This window comes from Bacillus sp. CCNWLW194, from assembly GCF_037120585.1.
Taxonomy (GTDB): Bacteria; Bacillota; Bacilli; order Bacillales; family Bacillaceae_G; genus Bacillus_A; species Bacillus_A basilensis.
Genome location: NZ_JBBBBL010000011.1, coordinates 190,137 through 210,995 on the forward strand (window position 1 = coordinate 190,137; position 20,859 = coordinate 210,995).

A 20,859-nucleotide genomic window follows, 5' to 3' on the forward strand; every position below is an offset into this window, starting at 1 on the left:
TGAAAAATAAAAAAGCACTCGCCAAAGCGAATGCTATTTCATTATTTACTTTCTATTACTTTTAACATTCTATTAATAAATGCTGCCGATTCCCCACGCGTTGCAGAACCTTTCGGCATAAATTCATTATTGTCATTTCCTTTTACAATACCTAATCCATAAACACGTTGTACAGCTTGTTTATCATATGCTAAATCTTGATCCGAGAATGGTAGCGGAGCTAAGTTACCTTTAATTTTTTTATATTGCAGTGCACGGTCAATCATAATAACAGCTTCATCTCGTTTAATCGTATCATTTGGAGCAAATATACCATTTCCTCTACCACTTATTATTTCGGCACTTGCTGCACGATTAATACCATCTATTAGCGATGGATGTGCTGTATTTAAATCATTAAAATTCGATGTTCCTTCAGGCAACTGCAATGATCTTGAAATGAAGTTCGCAAATTCACCACGTGTTACGAGACGTTCTGGCCAATAAGAACCTTTTCCATCCCCAACCATAATGCCAAGTTTATCTAATTCACGAATGTCTGCTTCGTACCAGCCACCCGTTATATCATCTTTATGGTTCGCATCATAATAAACTTTTGTTCCTTGTAAGAATGGTTCCCACGCATTGTTTTTAATCATAATAGCAGGACAATTTTTACCACTCCAAAATTGATGCTTCTTCACATTTTCTAAAGGGATATTTAATTCCCCCATTAAATAAGCTGCTAGTTTACGAGCATTTTCAACAGCTTTATTATAATCACCATCTTCGTTTACAGCAATTTCAATCGCAATTGATTCTCGATTTCCAGTTCCTTCTGCTCCATCTCCTGCATGCCAAGCATTTTCGTTTAATGGAAGGTGTTGATAAATCTCTTTATCGTCTACCGTAAAATGCCAAGACGCTGAACGATCTTCCGTTCCCGTTGCTTGGTTATATAAATATAGCGCATGGTTTCTAGCATTTGCCCCAACACTGTAATTATCTGTCTCATGAATCGTAATATACTTCGGATTCATCGCATAACCTGGACGAATATTTTCATTTCCTTTCGGTACAATCATTTCTTTTAAAGGTACACCATAAATATCTGTTGTTTTCTCTTCTAATGGTGCGGCATACATAACTGCTGCACGTTTTGTACGTGTTGGTGCTGCGTCTTGAATAAGCGACGCTTTTGTTCCTTCAAATTTTGCTGAAGGTGAATGAATCCATTTTATCTCATTATTTATTTTTACTTGGAACCATTCTCCCGCCTGTCCAATTGCTTGAATAGTTTGTGGCTCCAGTACATTTTCTTCTTTGTATGATGCAAATGGTTCAGAGTATGTAGAGGTTTCTTCATTTACAACTAACTTTTCACTTAATAACGAATGAATTTCTTTAACTTCTACATTCCCCTCACTATTTTGTATCCATCCAGCTCCAGATGAAGTTTGAACATAGTAAGCGTTTCCTTTTCTCTTCTCAGCTTTTACGACTTGATTCGAAATACGAATCCCTGTCTCTTTTTGAAAATTACTAGAATCGTATAAAGATACTTCTTTAACTATATGTACAAGAAACTCACCTTGCACTTCATTTCTTACTCCTTTATCTTCTCCTCTACCATCTTCATCTTTCATATGGTTTTCAATACTTTTTAAAGCTTGTTCTTCAGGTGAAACTGTAACAGTTTTTTCAAACTCATTAGCATAGGAATAATTTGGAATCGTTACCATACTAAATACAATTGATGCAGCTAAAACATTATAAAATCCTTTTTTCATCATAATACTTAACACGCATATAATTAAATTCGTGTTAAATTTCCCCTCCTCAACCAAAATATAGGTTATCTACTAAACTATTAAGCAACATAACTATTTACAATATAACAGACTCATTCCGGTTCGTATAGATAGGAATGACTACTATTTGCCTATATTTACTATATTGGAATATAAAAAAGAAGCTATAATATATAGCTTCTCTCTACGTTTCTTTAGTCCCTTTGCACCTTATATTCTGCAACTTTACCATCTCTATCAAATTGTAAAACAAGCTGTTCACTATCTATCGAAATAAAACCACGTTCATTTCCAAGATAGTACAAAGTGATAACCCCGTCTTCTCCATTTCTTGTTTGAGTAGGCTCTCCTAATAATTTTATAATTTCCTCATTTGATTTCCCTGTTAATTTATATTTTTGTAGTAGATCATCTACCATATGTACCCGTTTTTCTTCAACATTTAACCACCGATCTTGATTAAACTTGGAAGTGTATGTATTCATACTTAATTGTGCAGTACACACTAACAATAGAATGCCACCTACTATCATTACACCTAGCATCTTCTTTTCTGTATTACGATTTACAGAAGTACGTAAGACGAACTTTTGAATCACAACTAATAAAACAAATGGCATGATTACTACAAACATACCTTTTACACTTAATGACATGTGAATTGCATCAATCACAAAAATAAACGCAAAATACATTAGTATATACAAACAAATATAAACATACAAAATACCCCTTAATATTGCACTCAGAATGCCCACCCCTTTTTTAATTCATTCTATAATTCATCCGACTAATGATTTCTCGAAGTTTTTCTAATTCTTGACCTGTATATATTACTTTCCCCGTTAAGATTTCATTTCTGAAAAACGTTACAATTTGCTCTCTATCCTTTAATCTCGGCGTTTTTTCTTCAGAAAGATCTAGCACTTCTTTCCCACTCTCATTAGAAAAATATACAATCGGTTTTACGTTTTCCTTTACAATATCAACTTGCATTTCTTTCAAACAATTGTATAGAATATGAGATAGTTTCTTCGCTCTATATACTGGATTCCCTTCATTTTTCACTTGTATCGTTAATGAATCTTCACCTGTAATATATTCAAACGTCTCTTCTTTCTCTATCTCTTGTTGATACTTGCCAATTTCATCAATCATAAATGCATATATACTAGCATTTTCTTTCGTTAAGCCATGAATTAATTTCCCGGTCCATTCTTTCGTCTCAAGTAGATACATACCCGTTTTACTTAAGACAAGATGATGAATTCGAAAATCATTTCCTCTATGCTGATTTCTCATAAAAACATTCGGCATAATATGAAATTCATTATCTAGTATTACGCCTTGCTCTACGAAGCTACGCTTCATATAATGTAATGTTTCGTGTGTATTCACTTCAGCTCTATTTTTTGTATACTCTCGCAAATTTGCAATTAAATTTTGAAACATATGTATTTCATTACTATGTTTTTCTTGCATTTCACTACGTTCTTTACTATGCTGTACAGCTAATTGATTTTTCATCATACGCATATTTTCAAGTTCTCGAGCTGCACTTATTTGTAAATCACTGTATTTCTTCTGTTCCATATTTTTCAATGTATTTTGTTGTTCTTTATGCTCTGTAACCGTGGCTGCAATTTCATTTTCATACGTTTCAATTGCTTGTTTCTTTTCAAATTCTACTTGCTGACTCTCTGATTCTAACTGTTTATTTTTATAAAACAGCATGAATACTGCAGCTAATAATAATAAAATCACACCTATTAGCACATAATCCATATTTTTTCTCCTTTATTTCATTCCCTACTATTTTCCATTCACATTTCTACTACATTATACTATGTTATTCCTATATTTTTTGTAAAAATTTCACACGCAGTCAAAAGACCTTGTAATTCTACAAGGCCTTTTGCAAACTTCCTTTATTTTGTAGTAAATACATATTATAATATAATCCTTGTTCACTCAGTAATTCTTGGTGTGTTCCTCTTTCTACTATCTCTCCATTATGCATAACGAAAATTTGATCTGCATCTTGAATTGTAGATAATCTGTGCGCAATGGCTATAGTCGTTCTTCCTTTTCGCATTTGCTGTAACGCTGTTTGGATCGCATCTTCAGTTTCTGTATCAATATTAGCTGTTGCTTCATCCAATACTAATATTTTCGGATTCGTTGCTATCGTTCTAGCAAAAGCAATTAATTGTCGTTGACCACTAGAAAATGCAGCTCCTCTTTCTACTACTTCCGTTTCATACTGCTCTGGTAATTTTTCAATAAACGTATTGGCTTGCACAAATTGTGCCGCTTCTTTTACTTCTTCATCCGTAATTTCTTCATTGTACATACGAATATTTTGTTTTACATTTCCTGCAAATAAAAATGCATCTTGCAATACGAGTCCTATTTTCTTTCTAATTTCTTGTTCTTCAAATTTCTCTAAATCTACACCGTCTATTACAATATTTCCGGACTTAATATTATAAAATCGCATTAACAAATTCATAATGGTACTTTTTCCGCTACCAGTATGCCCAACGAAAGCAACCGTTTGCCCTTGTTTCACGTGAAAAGATACATTTTTTAAAACATCACGTTTTCCATCATAAGAAAAAGTAACATTTTTAAATTCAATATCTCCATTAACGACTTGAGGATTTCCACCCCCTTGTTGAACTGGTGCTAAATCTTTCTCATCCATTAAATGAAATACACGTGATGATGAAACAAGTGCTTGTTGGAAAAATGACAACTTCATCATCATCTCATTTACCGGCTGGAAGAAACGATGTATATAGTTAACAAACGCATATAAAACGCCTACTTCAACAGGACTTTTCAAAGCATCAATTCCAAATAAACCAAGTACTAACGCAATCGCTACAATATGTACTAAATCCGTAGCTGGACGTAAAAGCAATGCATCTAACTTTAACGTACGTCGCCCTGCACTATAATGTTTATTGTTCACTTCTTCAAACTCTCTTCTCATACGCTTTTCTTGTCTAAACACTTGAACAATATTCATCCCTTGAATGGACTCATTTAACTTTGCATTTAACACGCTTAATTGATTACGCACTTCTAAATAAAAAGCTGCACTTTTCCGGCGATATAGCACCATAATCGCAAACATTATCGGAATTAATACGAGAGAAAATAGCGCTAATTTTACATTTAATAAAAACATCGCTACTAAAATACCTACTAAAAACACGATATTTTTAACAAATGTTGATAATACACTAACATAAAAATCTTTAATTGCTTCCGTATCATTCGTTATGCGCGATACGAGTGTACCAATCGGCGTACGATCAAAGAAACTTAATGACAACTTTTGAACATGCTCATATACTTCAACACGCATATCTTGAACAATTTTAAAAGCGATATTTTGAAAATATAATAAGTCTAAATAAGTAAATAATACTTTTAATAAGTGAGCAACAATATACACTACAAATAGAGTAACAAGTGCTGATTGATCAAAGTTACGTGGTACTAAATGTTCATCAAGAAATTGTTTAATTAAAAAAGGCCCCATCATTTCAGTTACAGTTGCACCAACTAAAAAGATAAATGCTAAAGATAACAACCCTTTATATGGTTTCATATAAGAAAGCAATCTACTTAAATCACTCCGTTTTTTCTCAGCCATCATACGCCTCCTTTCTCGACTAATGCTTCTAATTGCTGGCTCTCATACATTTCTTTATACCAACCACGTTCTTCCATTAATTGTTCATGTGTACCTCGTTGCACAATTCTGCCTTCATCCACAACAAGAATGAGGTTGGCATGCTGAATTGCACTTAAACGATGAGCAGTAATAATCGTTGTTTTCCCTGCTCTTTCCCTCTTCAAAGCATTTAAAATTGTTTCTTCTGTTTTTGCATCTACTGCTGATAAACAATCATCTAAAATTAAAATTTCAGCATTCGTTAATAAAGCACGTGCAATAGAAATTCTCTGTTTTTGACCTCCAGATAAAGAAACACCTCTTTCCCCAACTACTGTTTCATACCCTTCTGAAAATTGAAGGATGTCATTGTGAATACAAGCAATCTCTGCAGCACGGGTAATTTCATTATATGTAGCATCCGCCTTTCCAAAGGCAATATTCTCCCCAATACTCGCTGAAAATAAAAAATGGTCTTGCGGCACATATGAAATGGCAGAACGAACACCGTAGAGTGTTACATCTCGAATATCCCGCTCTCCAACTTTTAATTCACCATTAAAATGATCATACTCACGGATTAAACATTTTAATAAAGTCGTTTTCCCTGCACCTGTACGTCCTACAACCCCAAGCGTTTCTCCCTTCTTCAAATCAAAGTGAATATCTGTTAAATGTAACAGTTCATTTTTCTTATACGAAAACGAATCGACCGCAAATGAAACATCACCGCTCGCTATTGTGTGCACAGCATTTTCTCTATTTACTACATCTGATTTTTGCGAGAGGATTTTTTCTACACGGTCATATGAAGCACGCCCACGCTCCATAATATTAAACAACCATCCAAACGCTAACATTGGCCAAACGAGGGTACCTAAATACGTCGTAAATGTAACGAGATCACCTACTGTTAATTCACCTCTCACAACTAATACTGACCCATAACATACTGCGATTAAAAATGAAAATCCTACGATAAGAGCGATTGTTGGATCAAATAATGCATCAATACGTGCGACTAACATATTTTTATGTACGACATCTTCTGATTTTTTTCGAAACGCTTGTAAATCTTCTTTCTCCTGTCCAAGCGATCGAATTACCTTCATCCCACTCATACTCTCTTGCACTTTATCATTGATTTCCGAAAACGATTGCTGCGCTTTATGAAACCTTTTATGTAATAAAGTGCCGTAATAATTTGTCGATATTGCTACAATCGGCATCGGAATTAAGCTTAACAATGTTAACTTCCAACTAATTGTAAAACCCATCGCTACGAGTACACATCCCCCAACAGCTAAAGAGTCAACCAGTGTTAAAACACCTGCTCCAGCAGTTTGCTGAATCGCTTGAATATCATTGGTCGCATGTGCCATTAAATCACCTGTGCGATTTGACTGATAAAACGATGGACTCATCTTTGTAAAATGTTCATACAAATTTTTCCGTAATTGGCGAGCCAACTTTAACGAAGACCCAAAAATCATAATACGCCATACGTAACGTAATATGTACATCGTAATACCTACAATTACTAAGAGTACAACCCATTTTAGTAAATTATCAGTCGTTAATGTTCCATTATTAATTTCATCTACAACAATCCCAATCACTTTTGGTGCTACAAGTTCTAAAAGTGCAACGCCAAATAATAAAATAATTCCGATTATGTACGCTCGTTTTTCTTGTTTAAAAAACCACGCTAAATTCATAAACACTTTCATTTTTTTCCTCCTCCCTTAAAATGAGCGATGTTTTCAGTTTATCAAAAATACAGAATTTTTAAAAGTTTTAAACGCTGTAACTAACAAAAAGAAAAGACACCCTTAGCGAGTGTCTTTTAGCGCTTATTTCATTTGTTGCTTGTTCATCGCGCTCATCATTTGATTGATTTTCTTTTGGGAAGGTTTTTGTCCCATTTGCATCATCATCATTTTTAACATTTGTTCGTTAATTGGTGGATTTTTTTGTAAGTAATTCATCATGTATTTGCGGGCAATGAAAAATCCTAACGCCACGCCTGCTACTAGTGCTACTACGCCCACTAGAATACCTAACCAAATTGGCATATATTTTCCTCCTTCATGTTGTCTACCTTACAGTGTACTAAAACCTTTTCAATAAGACAAGATACAATTCGACATTTTTTACACATATGTTCGTACTTGTTTTAGAGGATTCAGCCATCCGTACTTTGTATTTTCATAATCCATAGCTAAAAATGTTAATTCACACTTTCTCAACACCTCAAAGAAAGTCGTTTCCATAGAAACATTTCCAGAGGTATTCATACGAATATAGTGTGGTTTCACCATTATTTCGCCATATTCCGCCCCTGTATAAAGTGTATGTGTATGATGTGTTCGATCATATTTACCAAGAACGCGCAAAGCTTGTTCTAATTTATGATGAATTTTCATTACTTGTAATGGCATCGTTATATACATCATTTGTTTATATAACACTTTTTTCTCCGAAAGGGACCCAGATTCTGAAAATCGAGCAAATAAATCAAAAAACAAATATTCACGACCAAAGTAAGCTTTCGCAATATCCTCTTGAATTAAATACAATTCATACGTTTTCATCTTTCGCCTCCCAATCTGGACAACCTTTTCTCTTCATTATATAGAAGAAAATTTGCAATGATTGTCTGACTGCGGAGAGATAAAAAACTTTTTCTGTCGAAAAAACTCATTTACATAGAAAAACCTCTCCATGCCGGAGAGATTTTTCTAAAATCATTAAAGCATTTCTTTTACTTTACGAACAACGTTCTCTACAGTAAATCCATACTCTTCCATAATCTTCTCACCAGGAGCAGAAGCACCGAATGTATCGATACCTAACACATCTCCTTCAAGACCTACGTAACGGTGCCATCCGAATGTAGCACCCATTTCAATCGCGAAACGTTTTGTTACTGCTTTTGGTAATACAGATTCTTTGTACTCAGCTGTTTGAGCTTCAAAGCGATCCATAGATGGCATGCTGACAACAGCTGCGTCAACGCCGTCTACTGCTAGAGCTTTTTGTGCTTCAACAGCTAGACTTACTTCAGATCCAGATGCAAGTAAAATTACATCAGCTGTTTCTTTCTTGCTTGCAGAAACTACATATGCACCTTTTGCTACTTTTTCATACGTATCGTCTTTTGCACCTTCTAATGTTGGAAGGTCTTGACGAGTTAATACTAAAGCAGTTGGTGCTTTTGTAGATTCTAAAGCTAATCTCCAAGCCGCAACAGATTCGTTACCATCAGCCGGACGAATAACAGATACATTTGGCATTGCACGAAGCGCTGCTAATTGCTCAACTGGTTCATGCGTTGGACCGTCTTCACCAACAGCGATACTGTCGTGTGTGAATACATACGTTACTGGCAATTGCATTAATGCTGCAAGACGAATTGCTGGACGTAAGTAGTCAGAGAATACGAAGAACGTACCACCGTAAGTTTTTAAACCACCATGTAGTGCAATACCGTTCATTGCTGCACCCATTGCGAACTCACGTACACCGTACCAAATGTTTTTACCGCTGTAATCATCTCTTGTAAAGTCTTTTTCGTTATTCATGTATGTTTTGTTAGAACCAGCAAGGTCAGCAGATCCACCGAAGAATGATGGTACAGACTCTGCAATTGCATTAATTACAGCACCTGAAGAATTACGAGTTGCTGCTTTAGATCCTAATTCATAAGTTGGTAAGTTTTGCTCCCAACCTTCTGGAAGTTGACCGTTCATTGCTGCTTGCAATTCGTTTGCTAATTCTGGATATGCTTGCGCATATTCGCCTAACATTGTATTCCAAGCTGCTTGCGCAGTTTCACCAACATCTTGTACTGTTTTGCGGAAGTTGTCATATACTTCTTCTGCAACATGGAAGTCTTGCTCAGCAGTCCAAGCATATGCTTCTTTTGTTAATTTCGTTTCGTCTACACCAAGTGGAGAACCATGTGAAGCTGATTTTCCTGATTTGTTTGGAGAACCGAAACCAATTGTCGTTCTTACTTCAATTAGCGTTGGGCGTTTTTCGTCAGCTTTCGCTTCTTCAATTGCTTTCGCGATTGCTTCAATATCGTTTCCATCCTCAACACGGATTACTTGCCATCCGTATGCTTTGTAACGATCTTCTACACTTTCAGAGAATGAACGATTTAAATCGCCATCTAATGAAATATCGTTTGAATCGTATAACACAACAAGACGACCTAATTGTAAATGAGCAGCTAATGAAGATGCTTCAGCTGAAACGCCTTCCATTAAATCTCCATCACCACAAATAGCGTATGTATGATGATCTACTACATTATACGCATCACGGTTATATTTAGCAGCTAAATGTCTTTCAGCCATCGCCATACCTACCGCAGTTGCAATACCTTGTCCAAGTGGACCAGTAGTTGCATCTACACCAGCTGTATGACCGTACTCAGGATGTCCTGGAGTTTTGCTTCCCCATTGACGGAAGTTCTTTAAGTCATCCATTGTTACATCATAACCAGATAGGTGAAGTAGGCTGTATAATAACATTGAACCATGACCTGCAGATAATACGAAACGATCACGGTTAAACCACGTTGGGTTATTTGGATTGTGTTTCATAAATTGAGTCCATAATGTATAAGCCATTGGTGCTGCACCCATTGGCATTCCTGGGTGACCAGAGTTTGCTTTTTCAATCGCATCGATGGATAATGTGCGAATCGTGTTGATAGAAAGTTGTTCGATTGAATGTGACATGCTATTCTTCCCTTCGCTTATATTAGTAAACGTTTTATACATTTATATGATAGCTTCCCACGCAAGATTATACAACATGTATCGACAAATATGTTGATGTTTTTTTGATTTTTTATAAAAAAATCAATGATTTCGGGAATGTATGGGTATTCAATATGACATACTTTTTCATTATTTTTATTTTAAAAAGAAAGGGAATTATCTGTATATTTATACATATATACAAAATTCTTCTATACTTACTTTTTTCAATACATTTTACAAAACACAAAAAAGCATCTAACTTCGATGCTTTTCAAATAAGTTAAACAATCCGTTTCCGAATCGAACTTGAAATCAAATCAATTATAATTACCATTAAAATGATACCTAACAAAATAATTCCAACACGAGACCAATTCCGTGAACTCAGCGCAAAAATTAACGGTGTACCAATCCCTCCTGCTCCAATAACACCTAATATCGCAGCGGATCGTACATTAATTTCAAATCTGTATAACGTATACGATAGAAAATCCGGTAACACTTGTGGTAACACTGCATACCAAAGTATTTGAAATCGATTTGCCCCTGTTGCTATTAACGCTTCTGTCGGTCCCTTATCTATATTTTCGATTCCTTCTAAATATAGTTTTCCTAACATCCCAATAGAGTGTAATCCTAAAGCTAGAACTCCGGCAAAAGAGCCTGGTCCAACAGCTTTTATAAATAAAAGGGCCATAACTAATTCAGGAAATGTACGAACAAAACTAAGCACAAATTTCCCAGTTCCTGAAGTTAATCTTCCACTGCTCATATTCGTTGCCGCCCAAAAAGCGAATGGAACAGATAAAAAGGCAGAAATAAATGTACCTAATATTGCAATTGCCAACGTATCAATTAAACCATGTAATAAATCTTCACCATCTGGCAAAGATACATACGCCCAATCTGGATTCAATACACCTGTCATAATTGCTTTTGTAATTTCTCCTGCTGTATCCTTGATTCCCTCTAGTGGTACTCCTGAAAAAGCCCATACATAAACAAATGTAAGTGCTATAAAAATAAACCAGCGATATACACTCGATTTCTTCGGTTTTGGTACGATTATCGTCGTTTTACTCATTATAATTTCTCCCGCAACAATGTACTTACATAATCAATTAACAATACAACAACAAGGGTATAGATAATAATAGATGCAGTTTGTTGATATTGTAAAAAACCAAGTGTACGGTCATAATATAATCCAATACCACCTGCTCCTACTAAACCTAAAACAGCTGCTGCACGTACGTTCACCTCAAATGTATAAAGAACATAGGAGACAAAATGTGCTTTCACTTGCGGAATTACCCCATAAACAATCCATTGCACTTTATTTGCTCCTACTGCTGTCATCGCCTCTAATGGACCTGGGTCAATCGATTCAATTGACTCATACAACAATTTCGCCACGAGCCCAATTGAGAAAAAAGTAAGAGCCAAAATACCTGGAAGTGGTCCTATTCCAAAAATCGCTACGAAAATAGCCGCCAATAATAAATCTGGTATCGTTCGGATAAAATTTAAAATCATTCGAGCTAGACTGTATAAAAATGTGTTAGTAAACACATTACTTGCTGCAAATAATGCAAGTGGAATGGCTAAAATCGCTCCTAAAGTCGTCCCAATAATCGCCATACGTATTGTATCTAACATCGCTGTTGTAATAACTTGAAAATAACTCCAATCTGGCGGTACCATCTCTTTCAACAAATCCAGCATATTAGGAAAACCAACTACTAGTTTTGAAAATGATGCATCGACCTGTACACTACTTCCCCACAACAGTAAAATGACTAGAATTAACGTTAACATATGTTTTAACTTACTCGACGGCTTCGGTATCGATTTCGAATGTATCATCACGTCATTCATTTAACTGCCACCTCTAACAATTCACTTTGCTGCGCTACGTCACCATAAATTTCAGCAAATTTTTCGTCCGTTGCCTCTTCTACTAGACCATCAAAAACAATTTCGCCTGCATGTAATCCAATAATGCGTGTCGCATATTGCCTAGCTAAATCAATAGAATGTAAGTTTACAATTGTTGTAATTCCAAAATCTTCATTAATTTTTTTCAAATCATCTAATACTTGCTTTGTTGTTAGCGGATCTAACGACGCAACAGGTTCATCTGCCAATATAATTTTCGCTTCTTGCGCCAACGCTCTAGCAATCGATACACGTTGCTGTTGTCCTCCTGATAATTCATCAGCTCGCGCATATGCTTTTTCTAAAATATTTACCCTTTTTAACGATTGAAAGGCAAGCTCCAAATCCTCCTTTGGAAATAGACCTAACGTTGTACGCAATGTCGAATGATACCCAACACGGCCAGCTAATACGTTCTTCAATACCGTTGATCTCTTTACCAGGTTAAAACTTTGAAAAATCATACCAATATCCCGGCGCATGCGGCGTAATCCTTTTCCATTCGCAGCAGTAATAGACTCACCTTCAATCATGATTTCGCCTTCTGTAATCTCATGAAGACGATTTACCGATCTGAGAAGTGTGGACTTTCCAGCCCCGGACAGCCCCACCATTACAACAAATTCACCTTTTTCAATTTTCAAGTTTATATTATTCAATCCTTTTGTACCATTCGGATATACTTTGGAAACATTTCGAAACTCTATCACACATCTTACCTACCTTCTATGAATTCAAAACGGCAAACTAACTGAAAACATACCTTTCCAGTTAGCTGCCATTTCCATATGTATTATTGCGTTTTTACTTTCTTCCCATATTCACGAACGATATCAAATTTACTATCATCAGATTTAACATATCCTTCATGTGAATATACTTCTTTTATGATTTTGTGACCTTCCTCATTCTTTCCTATTTCAATGAAAGCATCCTGTAATTTCTTGCTCCACTCTTCATCTAAATCAGAGCGTACCGAAATCGTATCGTTTGGAATTTTCTCCGTAAATTTCACTATTTTCGTTTGATCGAATATATTCGGATAATCTTTTTTTACAATATTACGAGCATCTTGGAATACAACAGCTGCATCTACATCACCATTTAAAAGAGCAATAAGCGACTGATCGTGACCTTTTAATGTAACAGGTTTCACATCTTTTAACGGATCAACACCCTCTTTTAATAGTACAGCCGCAGGCCATACATATCCCGCTGATGACGTTACATCTTGATAACCAATTTTTTTACCTTTTAAATCTTTTACACTATTAATATTTGAATCTTTCTTAACAACAAACTCAGATTTATAAAAGTCTACTAAATCCTTTGTAGGAGCTCCCGTTTCATCGTCCACTCCAAAACGTTGTGCTTGTAAAATTACGTTTGCAGCCTTTTTCTCATGAGCTAGCACATAAGCTGTTGGGGGTAAAAATCCTACATCTACTTGCTTAGATGCCATCGCTTCTACAATTGTATTGTAATTCGTTGAAATACTAACTTTTACTGGAATATTTAATTTATCACTTAATAGCTTTTCCAATGGTTTTGCCTTCGCCTCTAACGTATCTGCATTTTGAGAAGGAACAAATTGAACATTTAAAGTCTTCGGTACATACCCTTTTTTCGTATCTGCATTTTTACTTGCGCTTGATTCCTTCGTTCCACAGCCACTTAATAATCCCGCTGCTAGTACAACTGTTGTGCTCATTGCAAAAACTTTTTTCAACATGTTAATGCCTCCATTTTTCATTGTTATAAAATAACCTTTCATAAACATGAAGAAATATATCACACATTTTTACAAATAATTGATTATTTACATAATCTTTACACATTCTATACACTCACATTAAAATTCTCTTCATATATTTGATATGCTTAATTTGTAGATAACAATAGAAAAGGTGAATAATATTGAATCCAAATCAAATTGTAACTTTAAACATCCTATTAACAAGTGATATACATGGTACTGTTTATCCAATTCACTACCAAGATAATTCTCAATCGGAAATTGGTTTAGCTAAAGTTTCTACTCTTATAAAAAAAGAACGTTCCGAAAATACAAACGTTCTTTTAATTGATAACGGTGACTTCATACAAGGAACACCATTTACTTACCATTACGCTACATACGAAAAAGATAAGGAAAATCCAATGTCTTTATTAGCGAACTATTTACGTTATGATGCTGCAGTTATCGGGAATCATGAATTTAATTATGGAATGGATGTATTAAACAATGCTATTTCTACTGCAAACTTCCCGTATCTATCAGCAAATATTTTAAACAAAAACAGTAAAGAACCTTATTTCGGGAAACCATATATAATAAAACACATTGAATCAAATATAAAAATTGCTATTTTAGGGGTGACAACGCATTACATTCCCAATTGGGAACAACCCCATCACATTAAAGACTTACAATTTGAAGATGCATTAGAAACTACAAAAAATTGGGTTTCTTACATTCGCGAACATGAGAAACCAGATTTACTAGTCGTAGCGTATCATGGGGGATTTGAACGCGATTTACAAACCGGGGTACCGACTGAAGTTTTAACAGGTGAAAACCAAGGATATGCAATGTGCCATGAAATTGAAGGCATAGATATTTTACTAACAGGCCACCAACACCGTGAAATTGCTCAAGCCGCAATAAATGGTGTAACAGTTTTACAAACCGGATGCAATGGACACTTCATTGGAAAAGTAACAATAACATTAGAAAAAACAAAACAAAAATGGGTAAAAAAAGAGAGTTGTTCACAATTATTGCCCGTGCGAGGAATTGCGACGGACCAGGATATTCTTTCCTTGGTTACCGATTATGAAGAAAAAACACAAAATTGGCTCGATCAACCTATTGGACTAATCTATGGGGACATGCGAATTTCAGATGCTATGCAAACTCGTTTGCAAGACCATCCTTTTATTGAATTCATAAATAAAATACAAATGGATATAGCTAATGTTTCCATTTCTTGTACAAGCTTATTCCATAATACATCTCCAGGTTTCCCTAATCGTGTAACAATGCGTGACATCGTTTCTAATTATATTTATCCAAATACATTAAAAGTACTTAGAATAACTGGAGCGGATATAAAAGATGCTCTCGAACTCTCTGCTTCTTATTTCATATTAAAAGCAGATGGAACCATCATCGTAAACCCTAGCTACATAGAACCAAAACCGCAACACTATAATTACGATATGTGGGAAGGAATTTCGTACGTATTAAACATTTCCAAACCAATTGGCGAGAGAGTAGAATCTTTACAGTATAAAGGCACTCCTCTTAATATGGATGAAGAATATGACGTCGTTATGAATAGTTATCGTGCAAGCGGCGGAGGGAACTTCTTTATGTTTCAAAATAAGCCTGTAATAAAAGACATACCAACAGATATGTCTGAACTTATTACTGACTATATATTGAAGCACAAAAAAATAGAAGCAACAATCAATAACAACTGGAAAGTTATTAACTAGCGAATATAATAAATAAAAAAAGATGGGCTTTGCCCATCTTTTAGTTTAATTTTGCATTATCTTGCTTTTTTAAAGCTTTTAATTTCGCCGGTGTAACATCAGTACCTTGTTCGTTAACGACTTTAATTCCTTTAAGTTCGTTTAACATATTTTGACGAAATCCTTTTAAATATTGTTCACGTAGCGATTGACGCTCACGTTGTTCTTCTTCAGTTAAACCTTCAGCTTTTGCTTTTTTCGCTAAGAAGTTAATGCGTTCAACGAGTTCGTGACTAAGCATCTCGAATCCCCCTTCTAATCAAAACTGATTATTATCATACAATAGTTACTCTTCTTTATCAAGCAATTGCTTTGTATACTCTACATATCTACGATGTACCGTCGCTTTTGAAACATTATGACCAAAGCCGCGAAGCGTTGCTGCAATTTCTTCGAAAGTAAGTTCATTCTTGCGCAAACGCACAATTTCCTCAATTGGCACTTCTTTCTTCTCTCGTCCTACGCTTAAATGACGATTCTTTAAATTATTTTCTGGGCGATAGCCCTTTTCTACCGCGCGTTGCATACCACGTTTAATTTTCAAATTATGAATCTTTCTTTGATACTCTTCAACAATACCAATAATATCTAATACCATCGAATCCGAATCCGACAATTGTAATTCTCCATTATGCGTATGCGTGTATACTTTTATTCCCTCTTTATGTAAACAGTGCATTAATGCAATCTTTGCATTTCCCCTACCAAGGCGCGTTTCATCTTGTATGAGTAGCACATCAATTTGTTCGTCTCGAATTGTATCTAGCACTTCTAATATTCCATCACGTTCAATTGTATAACCACTAGCCTGCTCTTCAATCACCTTAGTAACATTCATTTGATAGCGCTCCGCTAAATGCAATAATTCATCTTTTTGACGTAATAATGATGTTTCTTGCGCTTCTTTTGTTGTACTCACACGTGCATAAATAATTGCATTCATTATGAACCCCTCTTTCTCACTATTATTTCCCTTCAGTGTAACATAAATTCGCCTTTTGTTCGAACTTATGTTTGTAGAATGTTTTTTCACATGTTATACTTATTAATAAGAAAAATGAAAGAAAACGAGGTGTTAGAAAACATGGAAAAGTTAACGAAACGCCAGCAAGACATTCTCGACTTTATTAAGCTAAAAGTACAAGAAAAAGGATATCCACCTTCCGTACGTGAAATCGGTCAAGCAGTCGGCCTCGCTTCTAGTTCTACAGTGCACGGACATTTATCAAGATTAGAAGAAAAAGGATACATTCGACGCGATCCAACAAAACCACGAGCAATCGAAATTTTAGGTGATGACCGAATGGATACAGAAACACAATCTGTTATTCAAGTTCCAATCATCGGAAAAGTTACTGCTGGATTACCAATTACAGCAGTTGAAAGTGTAGAAGATCACTTCCCACTTCCAGCTAGCATTGTTGCTGGAGCAGATCAAGTGTTTATGTTACGTATTTCTGGAGATAGTATGATTGAAGCTGGTATTTTCGATGGAGATCTAGTTGTTGTTCGCCAACAACAGTCTGCATATAATGGTGAAATTGTAGTCGCTTTAACAGAAGATAACGAGGCAACTGTTAAACGTTTCTATAAAGAAAAAGACCATTTCCGTCTACAACCGGAAAACTCTTCATTAGAACCTATCATTTTAAAACAAGTGTCAGTTATTGGTAAAGTAATTGGCGTATATCGTGATTTACATTAAGAATATAAAAGAAGATAATTACCTTATTTATATACGGTAATTATCTTCTTTTTGTATTTTGATAGATTTTCATACATTCTATTTCTTATGAACGCGTTTCAATCGTCACATCTCCCGCAGCAGTTTTACCGCTAATCTTTGTACTCCCATTACCAATTGTTACGTTTTTATTTTCTTCATTAAAAATTGTTACATCTCCCGCAGCACTTTGCCCGGTGATTACCGCATCTTGTGGTTTTTCCGATAAAACAATATCTACATCTCCCGCAGTTGAACTCGCTTCTAGATTATACTTAGAATCATGATCTAGAATATTTATTTCCCCACTGGTCGTTTTTGCAGTCACTTTCCCTATTACTTTTTTAAAGTTCAGCTCACCAGCTTTTGTAGATCCCTCCACATTCTTAGCCGTTACACGTTTCAAATCCACTTCACCAGCAAGTGTCTCAACACTTACACGGTCACTTTTCACATCACTTATTTCGATTTGTCCAGCAGATGAATTTACTTTTACATCTCGGTAAGAGCGTTCAGGCACAAGGAGAGTCAATGTAGACGTTTGAAACCTAAAATCGTAAAAGGAAAAATCAAATGAAGCACCTTTTTCTCTTTCCCCAATGATTTTTAATGTGTCACCATCTTCAGCAATACGAACCTCTTGTTTACGTGTATCTCCTGATTGCTTTACATAAAAAGAAGAGTCAGGCGATTTTTGGACAACAATATCCCCAGCATCTAATTTAACTTCTATATTTTTTAGTGTTTCGTTTTTGATTATATCTTCTTTGTTTCCTTTTTCTGCAGTTTGTACTGCTTTTTTATATGTTTGTGAAATCCCAATTACTCCAATAATGATACAAGCGATTGCTACTAACAATATTTTTTTCATCATCTACTCCCCTTTTATCATTTTGAAGTTCCATATTACATAACGTACGCATAGCCTTTTAAACCACTTCGTACTATAATAAGCGATAATACATAACAACAAACCTACGCCAACAAACGTTATACTAACGAATAAATCCAACCATATAAAAGTACCCATAAATACTTTTCCAATAACGAAAAATGGTGTTACTACACTAGCAATTCCACCGACCCAAAAGGAAAATATAAAAGCGATAATTGCAACTAACGGGCCTAACACAATAATAAAATTAAATAAACTAAGTCCAATCGCTGCCATGACAGCTCTTGTCACATTTGAAGTTGATGGGTCTTTTTTCATTTCATCGAAGCGATACATCGCAAGTAATTCTTTTGCAATTACTTTCGGAGAGCCAAGCCCCTTTATTATTTCCGATTCAGTTTTCCCCTCTTCTATCCCAAACTGAAAATGCTCTTCATAATCAAATAAAATATCTTTCCGCTCTTCGTCCGGTAAATTTCTAAGATGACTTAATAATTCTTTAAGAAACTGTTCTTTACTCATCCCATTCCACCCCTTCAATAATTTCTTGTACGCCTTTTGCAAAATCACGCCACTCTGTTACTAACAAATTCAGTTGCGTTTCCCCTTGCTCAGTTAGTTGATAATATTTACGAGGCGGCCCCTCCGTAGATTCTTTTAAATATGTTTGAAAATATCCTTCTTTCGTTAAACGACGTAATAAAGGGTACACTGACCCTTCCGATATTAAAAATTCATTTGAGATTTGCTGAACAAGTTCATAACCGTAGCAATCCTTACGTTTCACAAGTGCCAAAACACACAGTTCTAACACACCTTTTTTAAACTGAACGTTCAAGGATAGTCCCCCTTTCTCATTTCAGTACTGTTCAATACACGGTACCTTTCTTATCCATAATATACCACTTAGTACTATTTATTGCAAGGTACTGTATGTTCCAATACTTAATTTTAGCATTACATACATCCGCATCATGACACACTGAGCACAGCATACTATTACAATTTTCACATTTATATTCATAGCTAGCGCGCTTTTTAAATAATCCCCCTGATTTTTCCAGGCATTTTGCGAGCACTTTTTTCAGGCATTTCACTAACCTCTATGTTTTCTACAAATAAAAAAAGCCCTGATACCGTAGTATCAAGGCCTTTTAGCTCTTAGTATAGAGACATATATTGATCGCGTTCCCATTGGTGAACTTGCGTTCTAAAGATATCCCACTCAATCTCTTTCGCTTCGATGAAGTGCTCAAGTAAATGCTCACCTAGTGCACCACATACTACTTCGTTAGATTGTAATGTAACTAATGCTTGCGCTAATGTTGCTGGTAAGTCAACGATACCTGCTTCTTCACGCTCTTCTTTTGTCATTACATAGATGTTACGGTCTACTGCAGCTGGTGGAGTTAATTTGTTTTTAATTCCGTCAAGACCTGCTGCTAATAATGTAGCCATTACTAAATATGGGTTTGCAGCTGGGTCAACACTACGTACTTCTACGCGTGTACTAATACCACGAGATGCAGGGATACGTACTAATGGGCTACGGTTTTGTGCAGACCATGCTACGTAACAAGGAGCTTCGTATCCAGGTACTAAACGCTTGTAAGAGTTTACAGTTGGATTTGCTACCGCTGTAAATGCTGGTGCGTGTTTTAAAATACCTGCGATGAAGTGACGAGCATCATCACTTAATTGTAAGTCACCATTTTGATCGAAGAATACGTTCTCACCATTTTTAAATAGTGATAAGTTACAGTGCATACCTGAACCGTTCACACCGTATAATGGTTTCGGCATAAATGTTGCGTGTAAACCGTGTTTACGAGCAATTGTTTTTACAACAAGTTTGAATGTTTGAATGTCATCACATGAGCGAATTGCACTTGCATATTTAAAGTCAATTTCGTGTTGACCTGGTGCAACTTCATGGTGAGACGCTTCAATTTCAAAGCCCATCTCTTCTAGTTCAAGAACGATATCACGACGACAGTTTTCCCCTAGATCCATCGGCGCAAGGTCGAAGTATCCACCGTTATCGTTTAATTCTAATGTTGGATTTCCTTTTTCATCTACTTTAAATAGGAAGAATTCCGGCTCTGGTCCAAGATTGAAATCTGAGAATCCTAAAGCTTCCATTTCTTTTAACACACGTTTTAAATTGTTACGTGGGTCTCCATCAAATGGAGTGCCATCCGCATTGTAAATGTCACAAATTAGACGAGCAACTTTACCTTTTTCGGCAGTCCATGGGAAAATTACCCAAGTATCTAAGTCAGGATATAAATACATATCAGATTCTTCAATACGTACGAAACCTTCAATCGAAGATCCATCAAACATCATTTTGTTGTCAAGAGCTTTCGTTAATTGTCTCACTGGAATCTCTACGTTTTTAATTACTCCTAAAAGGTCTGTAAATTGTAAACGGACATACTTTACATTCTCTTCTTCCGCCAAACGGAAAATATCTTCTTTTGTGTACCTAGCCATTATAAATTCCTCCT

At 35.5% G+C, this 20,859-nt stretch carries 20 protein-coding genes; 2 read left to right on the top strand and 18 right to left on the bottom strand.

Translation table 11 applies throughout. The features are described 5' to 3' along the window. Positions 1–41: 41 nt before the first annotated feature. The 12 genes from V7S50_RS23715 to V7S50_RS23770 form a co-directional block, all read right to left on the bottom strand. On the bottom strand, positions 42–1,769 hold the full coding sequence (locus V7S50_RS23715; protein ID WP_242255293.1) for an S-layer homology domain-containing protein: 1,728 nt from the start codon (positions 1,767–1,769) through the stop codon (positions 42–44). Positions 1,770–1,984: 215 nt separating this feature from the next. Further along, positions 1,985–2,548, bottom strand: a complete 564-nt coding sequence (locus V7S50_RS23720; RefSeq protein ID WP_242255072.1) for a hypothetical protein — start codon at positions 2,546–2,548, stop codon at positions 1,985–1,987. A 7-nt stretch (positions 2,549–2,555) separates the two neighbouring features. Next, on the bottom strand, positions 2,556–3,575 hold the full coding sequence (locus tag V7S50_RS23725) for a nuclease-related domain-containing protein (protein ID WP_242255070.1): 1,020 nt from the start codon (positions 3,573–3,575) through the stop codon (positions 2,556–2,558). Positions 3,576–3,693: 118 nt separating this feature from the next. Further along, a complete protein-coding gene (locus V7S50_RS23730) occupies positions 3,694–5,457 on the bottom strand; it encodes an ABC transporter ATP-binding protein (RefSeq protein ID WP_063221323.1) in 1,764 nt (587 codons plus the stop codon). Continuing rightward, entirely contained in the window at positions 5,457–7,208 is a 1,752-nt protein-coding gene (locus V7S50_RS23735; RefSeq protein WP_242255068.1) for an ABC transporter ATP-binding protein, read from the bottom strand. Before V7S50_RS23735 ends, V7S50_RS23730 begins: the two co-directional genes overlap by 1 nt. Positions 7,209–7,331: 123 nt before the next feature. Beyond that, the gene (locus V7S50_RS23740) at positions 7,332–7,553 is read right to left on the bottom strand and encodes a YneF family protein (protein ID WP_001123317.1); all 222 of its coding nucleotides are present in this window, start codon (positions 7,551–7,553) and stop codon (positions 7,332–7,334) included. A gap of 78 nt (positions 7,554–7,631) precedes the next feature. After that, positions 7,632–8,072 carry a sporulation inhibitor of replication protein SirA gene (gene sirA / locus V7S50_RS23745; protein WP_000860645.1) on the bottom strand — a complete coding sequence of 147 codons (441 nt, stop codon included), beginning with the start codon at positions 8,070–8,072 and terminating at the stop codon, positions 7,632–7,634. Between the two features lie 156 nt (positions 8,073–8,228). Beyond that, on the bottom strand, positions 8,229–10,229 hold the full coding sequence (tkt, locus tag V7S50_RS23750) for a transketolase (protein WP_242255066.1): 2,001 nt from the start codon (positions 10,227–10,229) through the stop codon (positions 8,229–8,231). A 304-nt stretch (positions 10,230–10,533) separates the two neighbouring features. Then, positions 10,534–11,337: a phosphonate ABC transporter, permease protein PhnE gene (gene phnE, locus V7S50_RS23755; protein WP_242255064.1), complete on the bottom strand. Its 804-nt coding sequence runs from the start codon at positions 11,335–11,337 to the stop codon at positions 10,534–10,536. Beyond that, a complete protein-coding gene (phnE, locus tag V7S50_RS23760) occupies positions 11,337–12,131 on the bottom strand; it encodes a phosphonate ABC transporter, permease protein PhnE (protein WP_242255062.1) in 795 nt (264 codons plus the stop codon). Before phnE (V7S50_RS23760) ends, phnE (V7S50_RS23755) begins: the two co-directional genes overlap by 1 nt. Further along, entirely contained in the window at positions 12,128–12,901 is a 774-nt protein-coding gene (gene phnC / locus V7S50_RS23765) for a phosphonate ABC transporter ATP-binding protein (RefSeq protein WP_063221328.1), read from the bottom strand. The genes phnE (V7S50_RS23760) and phnC overlap by 4 nt, the downstream gene beginning before the upstream one ends. An 83-nt stretch (positions 12,902–12,984) precedes the next feature. Next, positions 12,985–13,923, bottom strand: coding sequence for a phosphate/phosphite/phosphonate ABC transporter substrate-binding protein (locus tag V7S50_RS23770; protein WP_000915049.1), 939 nt, complete (start codon positions 13,921–13,923; stop codon positions 12,985–12,987). 185 nt (positions 13,924–14,108) lie between these two features. Here V7S50_RS23770 and V7S50_RS23775 point away from each other — a divergent pair, with 185 nt between their 5' ends. Next, positions 14,109–15,692 (top strand): bifunctional metallophosphatase/5'-nucleotidase, encoded by a 1,584-nt coding sequence (locus V7S50_RS23775; protein WP_242255061.1) that lies wholly within the window; start codon positions 14,109–14,111, stop codon positions 15,690–15,692. Between the two features lie 40 nt (positions 15,693–15,732). Here the strand turns inward: V7S50_RS23775 and V7S50_RS23780 are convergent, their stop codons facing one another. Both V7S50_RS23780 and V7S50_RS23785 read right to left on the bottom strand, forming a co-directional pair. Beyond that, a complete protein-coding gene (locus tag V7S50_RS23780) occupies positions 15,733–15,972 on the bottom strand; it encodes a DUF896 domain-containing protein (protein ID WP_000948565.1) in 240 nt (79 codons plus the stop codon). 45 nt (positions 15,973–16,017) lie between these two features. Continuing rightward, on the bottom strand, positions 16,018–16,674 hold the full coding sequence (locus V7S50_RS23785; RefSeq protein WP_060631882.1) for a YneB family resolvase-like protein: 657 nt from the start codon (positions 16,672–16,674) through the stop codon (positions 16,018–16,020). Between the two features lie 141 nt (positions 16,675–16,815). Here V7S50_RS23785 and lexA point away from each other — a divergent pair, with 141 nt between their 5' ends. Then, positions 16,816–17,436: a transcriptional repressor LexA gene (gene lexA / locus V7S50_RS23790; protein WP_060631883.1), complete on the top strand. Its 621-nt coding sequence runs from the start codon at positions 16,816–16,818 to the stop codon at positions 17,434–17,436. An 85-nt stretch (positions 17,437–17,521) separates the two neighbouring features. On the opposite strand, the gene V7S50_RS23795 is transcribed toward lexA, so the two are convergent. The 4 genes from V7S50_RS23795 to glnA form a co-directional block, all read right to left on the bottom strand. After that, positions 17,522–18,328 carry a DUF4097 family beta strand repeat-containing protein gene (locus tag V7S50_RS23795; protein ID WP_242255058.1) on the bottom strand — a complete coding sequence of 269 codons (807 nt, stop codon included), beginning with the start codon at positions 18,326–18,328 and terminating at the stop codon, positions 17,522–17,524. Continuing rightward, complete coding sequence (locus tag V7S50_RS23800; protein ID WP_242255056.1) at positions 18,329–18,871, bottom strand: DUF1700 domain-containing protein; 543 nt, start codon at positions 18,869–18,871, stop codon at positions 18,329–18,331. Next, on the bottom strand, positions 18,864–19,187 hold the full coding sequence (locus V7S50_RS23805; protein ID WP_242255053.1) for a PadR family transcriptional regulator: 324 nt from the start codon (positions 19,185–19,187) through the stop codon (positions 18,864–18,866). Before V7S50_RS23805 ends, V7S50_RS23800 begins: the two co-directional genes overlap by 8 nt. A gap of 323 nt (positions 19,188–19,510) precedes the next feature. Then, on the bottom strand, positions 19,511–20,845 hold the full coding sequence (gene glnA, locus V7S50_RS23810) for a type I glutamate--ammonia ligase (RefSeq protein WP_063221349.1): 1,335 nt from the start codon (positions 20,843–20,845) through the stop codon (positions 19,511–19,513). Positions 20,846–20,859 lie beyond the last annotated feature (14 nt).

Bases quoted from the DNA above. Each gene is read 5' to 3' on its own strand.
- V7S50_RS23715 (WP_242255293.1), bottom strand. From the start codon at position 1,769: ATGAAAAAAGGATTTTATAATGTTTTAGCTGCATCAATTGTATTTAGT.
- V7S50_RS23725 (WP_242255070.1), bottom strand. From the start codon at position 3,575: ATGGATTATGTGCTAATAGGTGTGATTTTATTATTATTAGCTGCAGTA.
- V7S50_RS23730 (WP_063221323.1), bottom strand. From the start codon at position 5,457: ATGGCTGAGAAAAAACGGAGTGATTTAAGTAGATTGCTTTCTTATATG.
- V7S50_RS23735 (WP_242255068.1), bottom strand. From the start codon at position 7,208: ATGAAAGTGTTTATGAATTTAGCGTGGTTTTTTAAACAAGAAAAACGA.
- V7S50_RS23740 (WP_001123317.1), bottom strand. From the start codon at position 7,553: ATGCCAATTTGGTTAGGTATTCTAGTGGGCGTAGTAGCACTAGTAGCA.
- sirA (WP_000860645.1), bottom strand. From the start codon at position 8,072: ATGAAAACGTATGAATTGTATTTAATTCAAGAGGATATTGCGAAAGCT.
- tkt (WP_242255066.1), bottom strand. From the start codon at position 10,229: ATGTCACATTCAATCGAACAACTTTCTATCAACACGATTCGCACATTA.
- phnE (WP_242255064.1), bottom strand. From the start codon at position 11,337: ATGAGTAAAACGACGATAATCGTACCAAAACCGAAGAAATCGAGTGTA.
- phnE (WP_242255062.1), bottom strand. From the start codon at position 12,131: ATGAATGACGTGATGATACATTCGAAATCGATACCGAAGCCGTCGAGT.
- V7S50_RS23770 (WP_000915049.1), bottom strand. From the start codon at position 13,923: ATGTTGAAAAAAGTTTTTGCAATGAGCACAACAGTTGTACTAGCAGCG.
- V7S50_RS23780 (WP_000948565.1), bottom strand. From the start codon at position 15,972: ATGCTTAGTCACGAACTCGTTGAACGCATTAACTTCTTAGCGAAAAAA.
- V7S50_RS23785 (WP_060631882.1), bottom strand. From the start codon at position 16,674: ATGAATGCAATTATTTATGCACGTGTGAGTACAACAAAAGAAGCGCAA.
- lexA (WP_060631883.1), top strand. From the start codon at position 16,816: ATGGAAAAGTTAACGAAACGCCAGCAAGACATTCTCGACTTTATTAAG.
- V7S50_RS23795 (WP_242255058.1), bottom strand. From the start codon at position 18,328: ATGATGAAAAAAATATTGTTAGTAGCAATCGCTTGTATCATTATTGGA.
- V7S50_RS23800 (WP_242255056.1), bottom strand. From the start codon at position 18,871: ATGAGTAAAGAACAGTTTCTTAAAGAATTATTAAGTCATCTTAGAAAT.
- glnA (WP_063221349.1), bottom strand. From the start codon at position 20,845: ATGGCTAGGTACACAAAAGAAGATATTTTCCGTTTGGCGGAAGAAGAG.